Source organism: Cupriavidus sp. GW823-FHT07B10 (genome assembly GCF_058794355.1).
Genome location: NZ_JBXAGS010000002.1, coordinates 379554 through 393361, shown reverse-complemented (window position 1 = coordinate 393361; position 13808 = coordinate 379554). Strand labels below are relative to the sequence as shown.

Genomic DNA, 13808 nt, shown 5'->3' with positions numbered 1-13808 from the left:
GGGCCGGGTCAGCGCACGGCGTGTTCAGAGCGCGATGTCGATGTCGTACCAGTCTACTGCCGCATCGCCCAGCGCACCCACTTGCTGCGCCTCGCCGGCCACGAAGGTGTCGAGCGGGCCCGCCGCCAGCATGGTCACGCATTCGAGCCGGTAGCGCGCCGAACGCACCCGCGCGAACGGCAGGTACAGGCCCAGCGTCAGCGCGATCGCGATCAGGTTGGTGACGAAGATAAAGACCATGCGGCCGGCCCCCACCTCGCTGCGGAACGCATGCGGCGCCAGCGTGGTGTGGCTCCACACGACATTCTGCAAGCGTGCCATCACGTAAGGGCTGACGGCCAGCAGCGCCAGGTAGAAACCGGTCACGCCGATGCCGAACGACAACATCATGCCCGCCTGGCCCGACGCGGTCGCGCCCAGCATGAAGCCGGCCAGTGCCGCGGCCGCCACCAGCGCGACCATCACGCCGAAGGCACGCAGGTAGACGCCGTAGAAATCGCCCGCGCCGGCATGGAAGGCAAACGGCGCGGTGCCGAAGCGGGTGTGGTTGTGCTGGTAGCGCTTGAAGCGCTGGTGCGCCAGCGGCCCCAGCAGGCCCAGCGTGGCCACTGCGGCCAGCGGCCACAGCACGAACACCTTGTAGGCATCGGCATCGCCGCCGGTAAAGGCGAAGCGCAGGCCGCGGTAGCTGGAGTTGGCCATGCGGAAACGCAACGAGCGCACCAGCAGCAGGGGGAACACCGCCAGCAGCGCCACCAGCATCGCCAGCGCAAGGAAGGGCGAGACCGTGGAGGCGAACTGGAAGGCGAGCACCAGCGCGAACACGATGGCGCGGCCCTTCAGGATCGCGGACGGCTTGCCGTGGTAGTCAAAACTCGCACCGTCGAGCCGCGTGTTGCGATAGAAATACTGCAACGTGCGCACCTTGGCCCAGGCCGAATAGATGCCGAAGGTGACGATGGTCAGCAGTGCATTGACGATCCAGATACGGAAGTATTCCGAACCTGATCCGGTAAAGGACAGGCCCAGCGCCCGCGGCACGGCGTAGCGCGGCTCGGCAGGCGCCGGTGTCTCGTCTGCCGGGGTGCCGGCCAGGGTGAAATCGCTGCCAGCTTGCATGGCGGAGCTCCAGTGTGTGTGGAAAGCGACAGTAAGGATTGCGGCCTCGACCGCAGTTTCAGGAATGCAACCACTTCAGTTCGGGCACTTGCGGCGATGCGCTCACATTCTCGCACTGATAAATAGCGACCACGGCACAATCTGCATATGCCATTGCCGCCAGGCGGGCAGGCGTATAAGAAAATGTGGGAAAACCCTCGTAACAATCTAGAAACATCCTGTTACACTAGACGTATTCTGTAACAACTTCTGAATGCGTGTTGCCAATGAAATCATGGGGTTAGTCCCGCTGGCACGTAAATCGCTATCTTGATTGTTACAAAGATGAGCGGCAAGCCACAGCCGCCAACGGAAGTGCCAGGGAGGGAGTGAAGGCCGACAGGCCGCACTTGCCGGCACTTCACGTAAAGCCAGGGCGACGGGAAAATCCGCGCAACAAGCGCGTTTCAAAAAGGGGGGCGCAGGGCCAGCGCCGGCAATCCATGGACCCACGCGGCAGATATTTTTGCAAGTATCCGCCGACGATGAAAAGCAGTACTGCAGTAATTTTCAGGCGCGGGTGTTTCCTTGCAGGGAGGCATGGAAACGCCCGCCGCACCTCATACCGCACCCCGCGCCGCATCCTCACAGACCGCACCTGCCGGTCGACCACCAGCCACCATCGCTACTGCTTGTTGCAGAGCAGCATCGAAATTCCTTGTATCGTTCGCGTCCTAATCCATAATTATGAATTATGGCTGGCCGGGCGCATCTGCCCTGGCCGACGCCAGATCGTGACCGGGACGCATCGGTCACGCGATCCGACCCGGGGGAAGTATGCGCATCGTCCAGCAGGCGTTGTACCTGGAAGTGGCAGACCGGCTGCGCGCCATGATCGACGCGCATACGCTCGTGCCCGGCGCATGGATCGACGAGAGCGCGATGGCCGAAACGCTTGGCATCTCGCGCACGCCGCTGCGCGAAGCGCTCAAGGTGCTGGCCGCCGAAGGCCTGGTGCGGCTGGAGCCGCGGCGCGGCTGCTTCGTCAATGAGCTGTCCGAGCAGGACCTGGACGAGATCTTCCCGCTGATGGCACTGCTGGAAGGGCGCTGTGCCTACGAGGCGGCGCGCAACGCCACGCGCGCCGACCTGGACGCACTGGACGGCCTGCATGCCGACCTGGCGCGCTATGCGCAGGCGGGCGACATCGACGCCTACTACGAAACCAACTTCCAGATCCACGAATCGATCCAGCGGCTGGCCGGCAACCGCTGGCTGTCGGGCCTGATCAGCGACCTGCGCAAGGTGCTGCGGCTGTCGCGCCACAAGAGCCTGAAGCTGCCGGGCCGGATCCAGGAATCCTGCGCCGAGCACCTGTCCGTGTTTGCCGCGCTCAAGGCCCGCGACCCGGAAGGCGCCGAGGCGATGATGAAGACCCACCTGCTGCGCCAGCGCGCGGCGCTCAAGACGCTGGATGCCGGCGCCACCGCCGGCGCAGCCGAGGCCCAGGCCGTGCGCGCGCCGCCGGTGCTGCGCGTGGCCGGCGCCGAAGAGTAGCCGGCGCCGCAACCCCAGTCCGACGTTTTTCCCACGTTCAGATCGATGCATCAAGGCAGGTACCGCATGAATTCCTTCGACACGGGTGACCAGAAGATCAGTGCGCCGCTGGGCGAAAGCGAGCCGGCAGGTTCCAAGTTCCTGTCGCGGCTGGGCCGCTGGTGGGGACGCAAGGGCGAGGGCGACACCAAGGCCCCGGCAACGCCGGTCGATGGCGAGGCGCCGCTGGCGGCGCGCGCGGTGCGCCGCCAGCGCGAGCAGTTGCGGCTTTGCTTCGACGCGCGCCTGACCGATGGCGCCGCCAATGCCGCCGCGCAGGCATGGCAGGCCGAGTATGAGGCTGCTGGCGAGGCCACCCGGCGCGGCATGCTGGCGGTGCTGGCCGAAGTCGCCAGCAGCGGCGGCAAGGGCAGCGAAGAGGCCGGGGCCGACGGCGACAAGGGCGCGCGCGCCGCCCGCGCGCAGGCCGCGTCTTCGGGCCTGGCCCAGGCCCTGTCCAATGCGCGCATCCGCTTCTTCAAGCGGCTGGCCGCGCTGCACGGCCAGCGCGGCAGCAGCGCCTGCGGCCTGCACTTCCTGATCCAGCTGCGCGCCGACATGCTGCGCTGGCAGCGCCGCATGCCAGGGCTGCGCCCGCTTGACGACGATCTCGAGGCGCTGTTCTCCAACTGGTTCGACGTGGGCCTGCTGGAGCTGCAGCCGATCACCTGGGATTCGCCGGCATCGCTGCTGGAAAAGCTGATCCGCTACGAGGCCGTGCATGAAATCGCCTCATGGACCGACCTGCGCAACCGCCTCGATTCCGACCGCCGCTGCTTTGCGTTCTTCCACCCGCGCATCCCGCGCGAGCCGCTGATCTTTGTCGAGGTGGCATTCGCGCCGGAGATGGCGGCCAATGTCCATACATTGCTGGATGAAGCCGCGCCGCTGGAAGACCTGCGCCGCGTCAAGTGGGCCATCTTCTATTCGATCAGCAATACGCAGGCGGGCCTGCGCGGCGTGAGCTTCGGCAACTTTCTGCTCAAGCGCGTGATCGAGGAGGTCCAGCGTGAATTCCCAAAAGTGAATCAGTTCGCCACGCTCTCACCAATCCCCGGATTTGCCGACTGGCTGCGCAAGCAGGACGGCGATGCCGTTGCGCGCGTGCTGGGCGACAAGCGCCTGGCGCGCTGGAGCGAGCGCCACGGCAAGGCGCCAGCGGACGGCGCCGGGTGGCTGGAGGCGCTGGTGCCGGACGCCGCCGATACCGTGATCCGCGATACCGCGATGACCCTGGCCGCGCATTTCCTGGTGCGCGAGCGCAACCAGTCGATGCCCGCCGACCCGGTCGCGCGCTTCCACCTGGGCAACGGGGCATGCGTGGAGCGGCTGAACTGGGGCGCCGACCTGTCGCGCAAAGGCCGCAGCCAGAGCTGCGGGATGATGGTCAATTATCTTTACGTGCCCGAGGCGCTGGATGACAATCTGGCACGCTTGGGCGCCGGCAACCCGCGCATCAGCCGTAGCGTCGGGAAGCTGCTGTGACCCTGGTCCGGTCACGCGGGTCGCCCCCGCACCCGCGGCGCCTGGCGCGCCGCGTTTTCTTGTCGGGACCTGAGCAGTAACTTCGCGCCGCGGCAGTGTCGCGCGGCCATCAGATTGACTTTCCGCAGAAGAGAGAGGAGACAACCAATGAATCGTCGTCAGTTCAGCCTGGCCGCGTGCGCGCGCGCAACGGGCGTGGCCCTGGGCCTGGCCGGCCTGGGCGCCGGCGCAATGCTCGCCGCACCCGCCGCGCATGCCGACACCTGGCCGTCCAAGCCCGTCACCGTGATCGTGCCGTTTCCCGCCGGCGGCGGCACCGACGCCTTTGCGCGGCCGCTGACCGCGCAGTTGTCCAAGCAGCTCGGCAAGCAGTTCGTGATCGACAACCGCGGCGGCGCCGGCGGCACGGTCGGCGCCAGCATTGCGGCCAAGGCCGCGCCGGACGGCTACACGGTGTTCATCGGCGGCGCGCACCACGCGATTGCGCCGTCGTTCTACAAGAAGCTGGACTACGACATCGAGAAGGACTTCATCCCGGTCACGGTGATCGCGCAGCCGCCGCAAGTGGTGGTGGTCAATCCCAACCGCGTCAAGGCCAACACGCTGCAGGAGCTGATTGCCTACGCCAAGGCCAATCCTGGCAAGCTGAACTACGGTTCGGCCGGCAACGGCTCGTCGCACCACCTGGCGGGCGAGCTGTTCAAGCTCCAGACCAAGACCTTCATCACCCACATCCCCTACAAGGGTGCGGGCCCGGCGCTGTCCGACCTGATCGCGGGCCAGGTCGACCTGATGTTCGACGGCCTGGGCTCGTCGGCGCAGCATATCCGCGCGGGCCGCATCAAGGCGCTGGCGGTGGCTTCGAGCAAACGCTCGGCGGCGTTCCCCAACGTGCCGACCGCGGCCGAGGCGGGCGTGCCCAACTATGACGTGTCGACCTGGTATGCGATGTGGGTGCCCAAGGGTACGCCCAAGGAGATCGTCGACCGCCTGTACGCAGAGACCGAGAAGGCGCTGAACACGTCGGAGCTCAAGCAGGTCTGGCTTAACAACGGTTCCGAGACGCCGGCGTTTACGCAGGAACAGTTCGCGCAGTTCCAGCACGCCGAGATTCGCCGCTGGGCCCAGGTGGTGCAGCAGTCCGGCGCCAAGATCGACTGACGGGGCGCCATGTCAACGCTGATCCGATGCAAGGGGGCGCGGCGATGAGCGGCACCGTATTGTTTGCCACGCAGGGCACCACCGCCACCGTGACGCTGTCGCACGCGGGCAAGCTCAACGCCATTTCCGCTCAGATGTGGCGCGAGCTGGCCGCGGGCTTTGCACGCCTGTCCGCCGATACCTCGCTGCGCTGCGTGGTGGTGCGCGGGGCTGACGGCAACTTTGCCGCCGGCGCCGACATCGCCGAGTTCCCGGCAGAGCGCGCCGACGAGGCCGCGGTGCGCCACTACCACATGGCCACCATCGCGCCGGCACTGGCGGCGGTGGCGCAATGCACACACCCCACCGTGGCGATGATTGAAGGCGTATGCGTGGGCGGCGGGCTGGAAATCGCCAGCCACTGCGACCTGCGCATCGCCGCCTCGGACAGCCGCTTCGGCGTGCCCATCAACCGCCTGGGCTTCCCGATGGCGCCCGGCGAGCTGCAGGGCCTGCTGGCGCTGGCGGGCCGCGCCGCCGCGCTGGAGATCCTGCTGGAAGGCCGGGTCTTCGACGCCGCCGAGGCGCGCGACAAAGGGCTGCTGACGCGCGTGGTCGAGCCCGGCGCGCTGGCCGCGGAGGTCGAGGCCACGGCGCGCCGCATTGCCGCCGGCGCGCCCGTGGCCGCCCGCATCAACAAGGCCACCATCCGCCGGCTGGCGCCGCTGCCGGCACCGCTGTCGCCCGCCGAGCTGGACGCGCATTTTGCCTACGCCGAAGGCGCGGACCATGCGGAAGGGGTGGCCGCCTTCCTCGCGCACCGGCCACCGCAGTTCCGTGGGGAGTAGGGCACGCTGCCAGCACTGCTTCCACACGCCATTGTTTTCTTCGTTTTCCTTAGCCTTTCGTTCGATCCCCGACATGAACGCCAACCTGTTCACCCTGTTCGAATCCCGCTTCCCCGCCGACCGCACCGCCTGCTGCATCGAGACGCATGACGGGCTGTATTACAGCTGGGACGACCTTGACCGCGCCACCGCCAAGCTGGCCAACCTGCTGGCCTCGCTGCACCTGCCCGAAGGCGCACGCGTGGCGGTGCAGGTGGAGAAGTCCCCCGAAGCGCTGTTCCTGTACCTGGCCACGCTGCGCGCCGGCTACGTCTACCTGCCGCTGAACACCGCCTACCAGGAGGCAGAGATCGACTACTTCGTCGGCAATGCCGAGCCGTCGGTGGTGGTGTGCAGCAGCAAGAATTTCGGCTGGGTGTCCAAGGTGGCGTTCCGCCACGGCGTCAACCACGTCTTTACGCTGGACGACGACCGCAGCGGCTCGCTGCTGTCGCGCGCGGCGGGCAAGCCAGATGCCTTCGAGACGGTCGCGCGCCAGGATGACGACCTCGCCGCCATTCTCTACACCTCCGGCACCACCGGCCGCAGCAAGGGCGCGATGCTGACGCACCGCAACCTGGCCTCCAATGCGCAGACGCTGCATGAATTCTGGGGCTGGCGCAGCGACGACGTGCTGCTGCACATGCTGCCGATCTTCCACGTGCACGGCCTGTTCGTGGCTTCGCACGGCGCGCTGCTGGCCGGTGCCAAGATGATCTGGGCGCCCAGGCTGGACATGGCGCAGGTGCTGAAATTCCTGCCGCGCTGCACGGTGATGATGGGCGTGCCGACCTACTACGTGCGCATGCTGCAGGAGCCGCGCTTCGACGACGACACCTGCCGCCGCATGCGGCTGTTCGTGTCGGGCTCGGCGCCGCTGCTGCTGGAGACCTTCGATGCCTTCCGCGAGCGCACCGGCCATACCATCCTGGAACGCTACGGCATGAGCGAGACCGTGATGCTGGTGTCCAACCCGTACGATGCCGCGCTGGGCGAGCGCATCGGCGGCACCGTCGGCATGCCGCTGCCGGGCGTGTCGGTGCGCGTGGTCGATGGCGAGGGCCAGCCGTGCACGCCGGGCGAGATCGGCAATGTCGAGGTCAAGGGCCCGAACGTATTCAAGGGCTACTGGCGCATGCCGGAGAAGACCAGGGAAGAGTTCACCGAGGACGGCTGGTTCAAGACCGGCGACGTCGGCCGCTTCGGCGGCGCCATTGCCAGCCAGGCCGGCGAGCGCGCGGTGCCGGACAACTACCTGACCATCGTCGGGCGCAGCAAGGACCTGATCATCTCGGGCGGCTACAACGTCTACCCGAAGGAAATCGAGAGCTTTATCGACGAGATGCCGGGCGTGGCCGAGAGCGCCGTGATCGGCGTGCCGCACGCGGATTTCGGCGAGGCCGTGGTGGCGGTGGTGGTGCGCAAGCCGGGTGCGGATATCGATGAAGCGGCGCTGATCGGCACGCTCAAGGGCCGCATCGCCAACTTCAAGGTGCCCAAGCGTGTGCACGTGGTGGACGAGCTGCCGCGCAACACCATGGGCAAGGTGCAGAAGAACGTGCTGCGCGAGCAGTTCGCGGTGCTCTGAGGGTCTTTGGGAAGGCTGAGCGACTTCAACTGCTGCGGGTTTGCTCCCCTCTCCCGCTTGCGGGAGAGGGGAGCGCGCCGTCTGGTGGTCAAGCTCCCTTCTTACTTCAGCATCTGCACCGACCCGTTGACCGACACCGTCACCTGCGTCTTGCCGCCCTCAACCGGCACCGGCACCGCAGCGTCGGCCATCATGGCCTTGGCAGCGCCGTACATGCGCGGCATCGGCGGCACCACGCCGGTTTCATTCAGGCTGACTTCGCGGATGGTGTAGCTGTTGTAGCCGAACAGTTTGGTGGTCGACTGCGCCTTGCTGCGGAACGAGGCGATGGCCTGCTCGGCCAGCTTGGCTTCGGCCGCCTCGCGCGCTTCGCGCGACAGCGAGAAGGCGATGTTCTGCACCTGCATCTGGCTGGCCAGCTCGCCAGCGAGCTTGGACACGGCCGAGAAATCGCGCGACTTCAGGATGACTTCGGACCGCCCGCGCCAGGTGCTGATGCGGCCGTTGCGGTCGGTGTTGGGGTGGATGGTGAAGCCGCCCGACTCGGCGGTCACGCCCTGGACGCGGCGCGCCTGCGTGATGACGGCCTGCGTCCTGGTAGACAGGCCCGAGGAAATCGCGGCCGGTTCAGCGCCTTCCTGCTCCGCGGCAAGCGTCAGGTGCACGATATCGGTCGGCACTTCGGTGACGGCCTGCGCGTTCAGCGACAGCACGCCCGACGGCGTTTCAGTGGGGCCACCGTGCGCCGAGGCAACGATGGCGGTGGTGCCCAGCAGGGTGGCGGCAAGCCATTGTTTCATGTTGTTCTCCCGTTCAAACGTGATGGGTATCAGACGTGACCGGGTGCCCGATCGTTCCGCGACATTGCAAACGATTGTTGCGAAGCCGGCGCGGGCGCGCCTCCCCCGTCCGGGTCAGAATGCCTGCCAGGCCTTCCACAACATATAGCTCGCCAGGCACAGCAGCAACGCGGCAAAGACCTTGCGCAACTGGCTCACATCCATGCGGTGCGCGGTGCGCGCGCCCAGCGGCGCGGTCATTACGCTGGCCGCTGCGATCACCAGCAGGGCCGGCAGGTAGAGATAGCCGAGCGATCCCGCCGGCAGCCCCGGCGTCTGCCAGCCGCTCCAGACATAGCCGGCCACGCTGGCCGCTGCAATCGGAAAGCCGAGCGCAGCCGAGGTCGCCACCGCGTTGTGGATCGGCACGTTGCACCACGTCATGAACGGCACCGAGACAAAGGCGCCGCCCGCGCCAACCAGGCTGGACAGGAAGCCGATCACGCCGCCCGCGCCCGCCATGCCGGCAAAGCCGGGCAGCTGCCGGCCGGGCTTGGGACGACGGTTGCGCAGCATCTGCAGCGCGGAAAACCCGACGAAGGCGGCAAACGCCAGCGACAGCCAGCTGGTCTTGAGCGCCGCGAACACCTTGCCGCCGCCGATCATGCCGCCGAGCACGATGCCCGGCGCCAGCGCCAGCACGATCGGCCAGCGCACCGCGCCGCGCTGGTGGTGCGCGCGCACGGACGACAACGAGGTGAACAGGATGGTGCCCATCGAGGTGGCGATCGCCATATGGACGATGGCCTCGTCGGCAAAGCCCAGGCTGGTGAACAGCAGCGTCAGGAAGGGCACCATCATCATGCCGCCGCCGACGCCGAGCAGCCCGGCGCAGAAGCCGGTGAAAGCGCCCAGGGCAAGCAGGGCAGGGACCAGCACCGGCAGGTTGTCGAACTGCATCGTATCTTCAGGGTTGTTGTGATCAGCCTTGCCCGGGGCCGGCCGGGCAGGGTTCAGCGCATCAGCTTGCCGGTGATGAAGCGCCATTCGGCCGGTGTCACCGGCGTGATCGACAGCCGGTTGCCGCGACGTAGCACCACCATGTCGGCCAGTTCCTCATGCTCGCGCAAGGCGGCCAGCGGGATCAGCGCGCTCTTGCGCTCGAAGCGCACGTCGACCAGCAGCCAGCGCGGCGCGTCAGCCTTGGAGGCGGCGTCATAGTACGGGCTCTTGCGGTCGAACTGGGTGGGGTCGGGGTAGGGTACTGAGCAGACCTCGGCCAGGCCGGCAATGCCGGGCTCCGGGCACGACGAGTGGTAGAACAGCACGCCGTCGCCGATCCGCATGGTGTCGCGCATGAAGTTGCGCGCCTGGTAGTTGCGCACGCCGGTCCAGGGCAGCGTGCCTTCCCGGGCCAGGTCGTCGATGCTGGCTTCATCCGGTTCTGATTTCATCAGCCAGTACTGGCGGGCGCGTTGGTTCTGGTTCGGGCTCACGGCGCAGCTCAGGAATCGAAGCAGATCAGGGCGCCGCGTGCACAGGGTGTACACGCGGACGCGCAGGCAAGAAAAAAGGCGATGGTTCAGAAAACCACCGCCTTTTTAAGGGGTCCCCGCCTTGGCCGCTGGGTCGGCATCCTGAACCCAAGTGAGGTTCAGAGTGGCTGCGGAAGTCGCATTTCGGGTACATCATCCACTCAGGGAGTCCAGGCCAGGCCCAGACTATGAATGCGACGACGCGCTCGCCCACGCGACATGATCCCGCACCATGCAATGCATATCGGTTCAAGGAGTTTATGACCCTCACGAACCAGGCAGGGAAACTGTCAAACGTCTGACTTTCCAGGCGCATCATCGTGCCCGGAAAACCGGATCCGCGTGCGGGATGTCAGACGTTTGCCGTTTCTGACTAGGATGGGATGAGAACGGCGGCCGGGCGCGATAACCTAGCCTGTAGCTGCACATCTATGGTGCCTCGTGCAGTCTGGCTACACTATACACCGCGTTGCAGGGCATACCAAGTCCACTCGCGCGTATCGTTACATTTTGCGCGGCAGCGCGGCATCCGCAGCACATCCCCCTTTCATTGCTCAGCCGCGCGTACCGGTGCCCACGTGCGCGTATTGGCGCAGGGCCTCGTCGGCGCGGTCGTTGAGTTCGCGGATGCGCGCGCGGATGGCATCGACCGGGATCGCGCCCTCGGCCTGCTGCTTGCGCTGCATCGACAGCAGGTCCGAGGCGATGCTGATGGCGGCCATGACCGCCACGCGCTCCACGCCCTTGGCCGCGATGCCGTTGCGCAGCTTGTTCATTTGCGTGTCGACCAGGGCCACGGCTTCGAGCAGCGCGGCCTCGTTCTCGGGCGCGATGGCGAAGCGGTAGGGCTGGCCGGCGATATTGACTTCGACTTGCTTGTTGCTCATGCGTGTTCTCCGGGGGCCTTGTGCGGCTCGGCGTCCTGCGCCGCAGCCTCTTCGCCGAGCAGGTCGAGCTGGCGCGTGTCGCTGGCAGTCGGCAGCTTGTCAAGGATGGACTGGATGCGCAGCTGCGCTTCCTCGATCTTGATATTGAGCAGTTCGCGGTCGGCTGCCATGGCCTCGCGCTCGCCGCGCAACTGCGCGGCTTCGCCCTCCAGCCGGGCGATCTCGTCGCGCAGCCGCTGGTTCTCCGCCGCCAGGGTGTCCGCATGGTGCAGCACGCGCCCGATCTTGGCGGCCAGTTGTTCGAGTTCGGTGAGCATAGGGCCTGTCATGATGGGAGAAGTGTCAGGTATCGCGATTCTAGCCGATGCGCCGGCTTGCACAATGCGGAGGAAAGGGTTTGTGACTGGCGACCCGCGTGGAAGTTGCAGGCTTCTGCACCTAAAACGCCACCAGAGTTGTGACAAAACACTACTGGCAGCCGCGTTGACGCGGGGGGCGAAACGCCCTAGACTCGCGCACGTTCCAGGTGCTCGCCCTTTTCGTCCCTGGCGAAAGGGCAGTTCAACGGGAAACAGGGAGCCAGGCCGGCTGCGCGCCGGACAGGCCAACCTGTGCTGCCCCCGCAACGGTAAGCGACCGCGGTGCGCATCTGCCAGACTCCGACATAGCCGACAGCCAGCCTGCCGGCAACGCCGCTGGCAAGGCCGGATCCCATTCCCGGCCACACGCACCGCAGGACCGGCCACACGCCACTGAACCGCAGGTTCGGGAAGGCGCCGGCCCAGTGTCGCCAGCCCGGATACCGGCCTGAACGCGGGCTGCCGCCCGTGCGCGGCACGCCTCATCGCCATATGGTCCGCGGGGGAACGGGCCCGGCCGTTCCTATCCAGTCCTGCATCATGCGTTCATCGCTCCACAGGTCGACCCGCCCGGCAACCCCGGCGGTGCGTCCGTCCGTGCCCGCCATCCTGGCGGCCATTGCCTCGTTCACCCTGGTTCCGGCCACTTCGTTCGCGCAGGCGGCCGACAGCGGCACCGACAGCCGCACCACGCAGCTCGCGCCGGTGGTGGTCACCTCCACCCGTACCGCGCAAGCCATTACCGAGGCGCTGCCTCACACCACGGTGGTGACGCAGCAGGACATCGTCAATTCGCAGGCGCCCGACCTGCGCACGCTGCTGCGCAACCAGGCCGGCGTGGAGTTCTCGGCCAACGGCGGCATGGGCACCAACACCACGCTGTTCATGCGCGGCGCCAACTCCAACCAGACGCTGATCCTGATCGACGGCGTGCGGGTATCGTCCGCGAGCAGCGGCACCGCGCAATTGGCCAATATCCTGCCCGACCAGATCGAGCGCATCGAGGTGGTGCGCGGCAATGTGTCGGCGCTGTACGGCTCGGACGCCATCGGCGGCGTGGTGCAGATATTCACCAAGAGCGGCGCGGGCCAGGCGCCGGCGGCCAATGCGCAGGTGGAATACGGCAGCAACAACACGCGCCAGGGCACGGTCGGCTATGGCGGCCAGATCGGCGATACCTCGTTCAACCTGACCGGCTCGGCGTTCAAGACCGACGGCTTCTCGTCGATCAACACGAAGCAGGCGCCGCGCGCCAATCCCAACGACAACCCGTACGAGAACCAGAGCGTGTCGGGCCAGGTCAAGCACCGCTTCGCGCCGAACTGGGACGCGGGCTTCACCGGCTATTACTCGAAGAGCAAGCTGTCGTTCGACAGCGCCTTCGGCCGCCCGACCGACGACAACCGCACCAACAGCGAGCTGTACACGCTGTCGGCCTTCGTCAACGGCAAGGTGGGGGCGGACTGGTCCACCCATTTCAAGCTGTCACAGAGCGAGGACCGCAGCGACACCTTCCTCAACGGCAGGCCCAACGGCACCTTCAATACCCGCAACCGCCAGTTCAACTGGCAGAACGAGTATGCGCTGGCCGCCAACCACACGCTGCTGTTCGGCACCGACTACCTGCAGCAGGAGCTCGACTCCAGCGCCTACGGCGCGCCCACACGCAATGTGTTCTCGGTGTTCGGCGGCTATGACGGGCGCATCGGCAAGCACCAGCTGCAGCTCAACGCGCGCAACGACCATTATTCCGACTTCGGCAATCAGGGCAGCTTCCGCGCCGGCTACGGCTACTACGTGACCGATGCGCTCAAGCTGATCGCCAGCGTCAGCAATGCCTTCCGCGCGCCAACCTTCAACGAGCTGTACTTCCCCAACTTCGGCCAGCCGAACCTGCAGCCCGAACGTGCCAAGTCGGTCGAGGCCGGCGTGCAGTACGCCACCGCCAGCGCCGGCCTGCTGCGCGTGACCGCCTTCGAGACGCGCTACGACGACCTGATCGTGTCGGCGCAGCAGCCCAGCGGCATGCTCCTGGCGCAGAACGTCAACAAGGCCAAGGTGCAGGGCATCGAGGCTTCGTGGCGCGCCACCGTGTATGGCACCGACTTCGGCGCCAGCGTGACCTTCCAGAACCCGGTCGACGAGCAGACCAACACCCAGCTGCTGCGCCGAGCGCGCCGCCATGCCGCGCTCGACGTGGGCCGCGACTTCGGCAACTGGCGCTTCGGCGGCGAATGGCTGGTGTCGTCGTCGCGCATGGATTCCGGCTCGCGCCGGCTGGGCGGATACGGTATCGTCAACCTGAACGCCCGCTACAACATCGACAAGCAATGGTTCATCGCCGCCCGCGTCGAAAACCTGTTCGACAAGGATTACCAGCTCGCCTACCCCTACAACACGCAGGGGCGCGCGGGCTTCATCACGCTGGGCTGGCGCCAGCGATGAGCGCACGGG

The 13808-nt window shown here is 66.8% G+C and carries 12 protein-coding genes and 1 other RNA gene; 6 read left to right on the top strand and 7 right to left on the bottom strand.

All coding sequences use genetic code 11. From position 1 onward, the window contains the following. Nucleotides 1-24 precede the first annotated feature (24 nt). Nucleotides 25-1119 carry a YjgN family protein gene (locus AC1Q6V_RS06620; RefSeq protein WP_011615943.1) on the bottom strand — a complete coding sequence of 365 codons (1095 nt, stop codon included), beginning with the start codon at nucleotides 1117-1119 and terminating at the stop codon, nucleotides 25-27. A gap of 816 nt (nucleotides 1120-1935) precedes the next feature. On the opposite strand from AC1Q6V_RS06620, the gene AC1Q6V_RS06615 reads away from it, so the two are divergent. The 5 genes from AC1Q6V_RS06615 (at nucleotide 1936) to AC1Q6V_RS06595 (ending at nucleotide 7794) form a co-directional block, all read left to right on the top strand. Next, nucleotides 1936-2655, top strand: coding sequence for a GntR family transcriptional regulator (locus AC1Q6V_RS06615; RefSeq protein WP_011615942.1), 720 nt, complete (start codon nucleotides 1936-1938; stop codon nucleotides 2653-2655). Between the two features lie 66 nt (nucleotides 2656-2721). Further along, a complete protein-coding gene (locus AC1Q6V_RS06610; protein WP_439668204.1) occupies nucleotides 2722-4179 on the top strand; it encodes a malonyl-CoA decarboxylase domain-containing protein in 1458 nt (485 codons plus the stop codon). A gap of 147 nt (nucleotides 4180-4326) precedes the next feature. Continuing rightward, entirely contained in the window at nucleotides 4327-5340 is a 1014-nt protein-coding gene (locus AC1Q6V_RS06605; RefSeq protein ID WP_010814927.1) for a Bug family tripartite tricarboxylate transporter substrate binding protein, read from the top strand. A 44-nt stretch (nucleotides 5341-5384) separates the two neighbouring features. Continuing rightward, nucleotides 5385-6167: an enoyl-CoA hydratase/isomerase family protein gene (locus AC1Q6V_RS06600; RefSeq protein ID WP_010814926.1), complete on the top strand. Its 783-nt coding sequence runs from the start codon at nucleotides 5385-5387 to the stop codon at nucleotides 6165-6167. Between the two features lie 73 nt (nucleotides 6168-6240). After that, nucleotides 6241-7794 carry a malonate--CoA ligase gene (locus AC1Q6V_RS06595; RefSeq protein ID WP_454749638.1) on the top strand — a complete coding sequence of 518 codons (1554 nt, stop codon included), beginning with the start codon at nucleotides 6241-6243 and terminating at the stop codon, nucleotides 7792-7794. A 101-nt stretch (nucleotides 7795-7895) separates the two neighbouring features. Here AC1Q6V_RS06595 and AC1Q6V_RS06590 read toward each other — a convergent pair whose 3' ends face one another. The 6 genes from AC1Q6V_RS06590 to AC1Q6V_RS06565 all read right to left on the bottom strand — a co-directional run bounded on the left by AC1Q6V_RS06590 (nucleotide 7896) and on the right by AC1Q6V_RS06565 (nucleotide 11312). Continuing rightward, complete coding sequence (locus AC1Q6V_RS06590) at nucleotides 7896-8594, bottom strand: SIMPL domain-containing protein (RefSeq protein ID WP_011615939.1); 699 nt, start codon at nucleotides 8592-8594, stop codon at nucleotides 7896-7898. 114 nt (nucleotides 8595-8708) lie between these two features. Beyond that, complete coding sequence (locus tag AC1Q6V_RS06585) at nucleotides 8709-9533, bottom strand: sulfite exporter TauE/SafE family protein (protein ID WP_010814923.1); 825 nt, start codon at nucleotides 9531-9533, stop codon at nucleotides 8709-8711. A gap of 53 nt (nucleotides 9534-9586) precedes the next feature. Beyond that, nucleotides 9587-10069: an EVE domain-containing protein gene (locus AC1Q6V_RS06580; RefSeq protein WP_010814922.1), complete on the bottom strand. Its 483-nt coding sequence runs from the start codon at nucleotides 10067-10069 to the stop codon at nucleotides 9587-9589. Nucleotides 10070-10178: 109 nt separating this feature from the next. Beyond that, a non-coding RNA gene (ssrS, locus tag AC1Q6V_RS06575) (6S RNA) lies at nucleotides 10179-10396 on the bottom strand. A 266-nt stretch (nucleotides 10397-10662) separates the two neighbouring features. Next, nucleotides 10663-10995: a cell division protein ZapA gene (locus AC1Q6V_RS06570; RefSeq protein ID WP_010814921.1), complete on the bottom strand. Its 333-nt coding sequence runs from the start codon at nucleotides 10993-10995 to the stop codon at nucleotides 10663-10665. After that, on the bottom strand, nucleotides 10992-11312 hold the full coding sequence (locus AC1Q6V_RS06565) for a hypothetical protein (protein WP_010814920.1): 321 nt from the start codon (nucleotides 11310-11312) through the stop codon (nucleotides 10992-10994). Before AC1Q6V_RS06565 ends, AC1Q6V_RS06570 begins: the two co-directional genes overlap by 4 nt. A 582-nt stretch (nucleotides 11313-11894) precedes the next feature. On the opposite strand from AC1Q6V_RS06565, the gene AC1Q6V_RS06560 reads away from it, so the two are divergent. Next, nucleotides 11895-13799, top strand: a complete 1905-nt coding sequence (locus tag AC1Q6V_RS06560) for a TonB-dependent receptor domain-containing protein (RefSeq protein WP_454749637.1) — start codon at nucleotides 11895-11897, stop codon at nucleotides 13797-13799. Nucleotides 13800-13808 lie beyond the last annotated feature (9 nt).

Excerpts from the sequence above, each read along its gene's own strand:
- AC1Q6V_RS06620 (WP_011615943.1), bottom strand. The coding sequence starts at position 1,119 with ATGCAAGCTGGCAGCGATTTCACCCTGGCCGGCACCCCGGCAGACGAG.
- AC1Q6V_RS06615 (WP_011615942.1), top strand. The coding sequence starts at position 1,936 with ATGCGCATCGTCCAGCAGGCGTTGTACCTGGAAGTGGCAGACCGGCTG.
- AC1Q6V_RS06610 (WP_439668204.1), top strand. The coding sequence starts at position 2,722 with ATGAATTCCTTCGACACGGGTGACCAGAAGATCAGTGCGCCGCTGGGC.
- AC1Q6V_RS06605 (WP_010814927.1), top strand. The coding sequence starts at position 4,327 with ATGAATCGTCGTCAGTTCAGCCTGGCCGCGTGCGCGCGCGCAACGGGC.
- AC1Q6V_RS06600 (WP_010814926.1), top strand. The coding sequence starts at position 5,385 with ATGAGCGGCACCGTATTGTTTGCCACGCAGGGCACCACCGCCACCGTG.
- AC1Q6V_RS06595 (WP_454749638.1), top strand. The coding sequence starts at position 6,241 with ATGAACGCCAACCTGTTCACCCTGTTCGAATCCCGCTTCCCCGCCGAC.
- AC1Q6V_RS06590 (WP_011615939.1), bottom strand. The coding sequence starts at position 8,594 with ATGAAACAATGGCTTGCCGCCACCCTGCTGGGCACCACCGCCATCGTT.
- AC1Q6V_RS06585 (WP_010814923.1), bottom strand. The coding sequence starts at position 9,533 with ATGCAGTTCGACAACCTGCCGGTGCTGGTCCCTGCCCTGCTTGCCCTG.
- AC1Q6V_RS06570 (WP_010814921.1), bottom strand. The coding sequence starts at position 10,995 with ATGAGCAACAAGCAAGTCGAAGTCAATATCGCCGGCCAGCCCTACCGC.
- AC1Q6V_RS06565 (WP_010814920.1), bottom strand. The coding sequence starts at position 11,312 with ATGCTCACCGAACTCGAACAACTGGCCGCCAAGATCGGGCGCGTGCTG.
- AC1Q6V_RS06560 (WP_454749637.1), top strand. The coding sequence starts at position 11,895 with ATGCGTTCATCGCTCCACAGGTCGACCCGCCCGGCAACCCCGGCGGTG.